The sequence below is a fragment of the Halorubrum tibetense genome (assembly GCF_042661865.1).
GTDB lineage: Archaea > Halobacteriota > Halobacteria > Halobacteriales > Haloferacaceae > Halorubrum > Halorubrum tibetense.
Window position 1 is genome coordinate 1 of sequence record NZ_JBHSWW010000318.1, and the last position, 2502, is coordinate 2502.

Genomic DNA, 2502 nt, shown 5'->3' on the forward strand with positions numbered 1-2502 from the left:
GTGTCGGCCCGGTTTCGACGACCGTCCCCGTCCCGCCCCACGTGACGCCACCGACCGCGACGCCGACCGACACCGGGAGTGACCCGCTCGCTCGCAACGGGTTCGACCCCGGCGGCCGAAAGCCGAGGTGAACGTGGTCGTCGACCCACTGGCCGAAAAAGCCCGACCGCGTCGTCGGGCCGAGGACGTCACCGACCGCGACTCGGTCGCCCGGTTCGACCGCCGGGATCACGTGGAGCATCCGAGCGACGGTCCCAGGGTCGGCACCCGCACGGTGGCACCACTCGTCGTCGAGGTCGACGAGGATCAGGTGGTCGGTCGCCGCCGCGTACGAACGGTCCGGACAGCCGACGGTTCGGGTCTCACGTACGACTCCAGCGACTGGAGAGCGTCCGAGCTCCCCCTCGGGATAGAGATCGATCGCGCACCCGTCGTCGTGAGCCGGATACGGGGAGTTGTAGATCGAAAAGCGCCGGTACGGGTCGAACGACCCGGCGGGGAGGCGGACGGTCATATCCACGCCAGGGGACGGACCGAAATGTGGCCGTCGGAACCGGCGGAGTGTCGAGATCGTCGAGCGACGGCTCCGGAGGGGATGCCACTCGTCGCCACAGTCATGTCGTCACTCCTCGACGACCTCGATCCCGCCGATCTCGAAGCAGGCACCCTCGGTGGGACCGTCGACCGTCTCGACGGACCAGTCGTGTGCCTCGGCGATGTCGCTGACGATCGCCAGCCCGAGCCCGGTTCCGCCGCCGAGCGACACTCCCCGCTCGAACACGCGACCCCGCTCGTCGTCCGGGATCCCGGGACCGTCGTCACAGACCCGCAACGCGAGGCTGTCGCCATCCTGGGTCGCGGTCACGGTGACCGTCACGTCGTCGCCGCCGTGTTCGATCGCGTTGCGGAACAGGTTCGCGACGAGCTGCTGGAGTCGCTCCTCGTCCGCGAGAACCGTCTCGTTCCGGAGGTCGACCACGAGCGTCGCCGGCCCCGTCTCCAAGCGCGACCAGACGGTGCGGATCGAGCCATCGATCGCGACCCGTTCGAGCGTGTCGACGGCCTTCCCCGCGGTCGCGAGCGAAAGCAACCCCTCGATCAGCTCGTCCATCCGCTCGTGTGCGTTCGTCGCCCGTTCGAGCGCGTCGTCCTTGTCGCCCTCGCTGACACGCGCCAGCTCGACGGCAGCGGTCGCGGCCGCGAGCGGGTTCCGGAGGTCGTGTGAGACGACACCGGCGAACTCCTCGAGCCGGTCGTTCTGTCGTTCGAGCTGCGTCTCCCGGCGTTCTAATGCCGCCTGTCGCTGTTCCCTCGCCGTCACGTCACGGAGCAGAAAGACGTGCCCCCGATCCGTTCCACGGGGGTCCGTGATCGGGTCCTCTTGGATGTCGAACTGCCGGTCGTTCATCGTGATCGGGTGGCTGTCGCCGGCCTCCAACCGTGGGAACGCATCGGACAGCGATTCACCGACCGCTTCGTCGGGGAGGAGCCGCTTCGCCGCGGGGTTGAGATCACGGATGCGTCCGTCTGACCCAGCGACGATCACGGGGTCCTGCATGACTTCCACCGCGGTGTCTCGGGCGACAACGGCGGCGTCGAGCGTCCCCAACCAGAACACGACACCGTAGAGGAACACGCCGTGGACGACGAACGCCGCTGGCGCCCACTCGAGGTTCGCATAGCTCCCGAAATCGATGACCGTGACGAGACCTGCGAGGAGCGGAAACAACGCCCCGAGGAGGACGACGAACGTCTGGAGCCGATATCGGTTCCCGGTTCGTTGATACAGGTCGACGACCACGAGGAGCCCGAACAGGAACAGCCCGTATGCGTACAACACGAACGCGACGGTCGCCGGCCCCGGCGCGAGCTCGATGAGGCTGAACGGCCCGTCGGGCACCGCCTCGAACGAGCGCCGGGCGAGACCGTGTGTCCGGCTCGACCACGCGAGCAGCACCCAGAGGAACGCCGGGGAGACGACTGCGACGACTCGCGACTCCGTTCGCCACTCGTCCCACCCCGCGTATGCGAACGCGAAGTAGAGCCAGATCGCGGGCATCGCGGCGAGAAAGGGTGTCGACAGCTGTAACGCGACCACCATCACCGTGTGACTCCCGCTGGCGATCCGCACGGCGTAGAAAAGCGAGAGCAGTCCGCCGCCGAGGAGGTACAAGGAGACCTCCAGGCGACCGGGCTCGTCGCGTTCGGTCCACGCGACGCGGCCGAGCCACAGCCCGATGACCCCGGCGAGCAGGCACGCGAGCAGATACGCCTGCACCGGTAGTGCCCCCAGATCGCTCATCGATACCGGTACGAACCATACCACCGGCAAAACGTTTGCGTCATGCGTATGCGTGACGAACGCAAAGCGCTTGTCGGTCCGACCCGTCGGTGGTGACATGCGCGTGTACCGTGGGCGCGCGGGCGACCCGACACCCGACCGGGAGCGGACGGAGCGGATGCTCTCGAAGGCCCGCGACGGCACGCCGTCGGTCCGCGTGT

General features: G+C 68.1%; 2 protein-coding genes. Both read right to left on the reverse strand.

Annotated features, from left to right (window positions below; genetic code table 11):
- Positions 1 to 514 (reverse strand): DUF8155 domain-containing protein (locus ACFQEU_RS14395; RefSeq protein WP_465261157.1); only part of this gene is annotated, 514 nt, incomplete at its 3' end.
- A 108-nt stretch (positions 515 to 622) separates the two neighbouring features.
- Entirely contained in the window at positions 623 to 2302 is a 1680-nt protein-coding gene (locus ACFQEU_RS14400) for a sensor histidine kinase (protein WP_379783274.1), read from the reverse strand.
- Between the last annotated feature and the right edge of the window lie 200 nt (positions 2303 to 2502).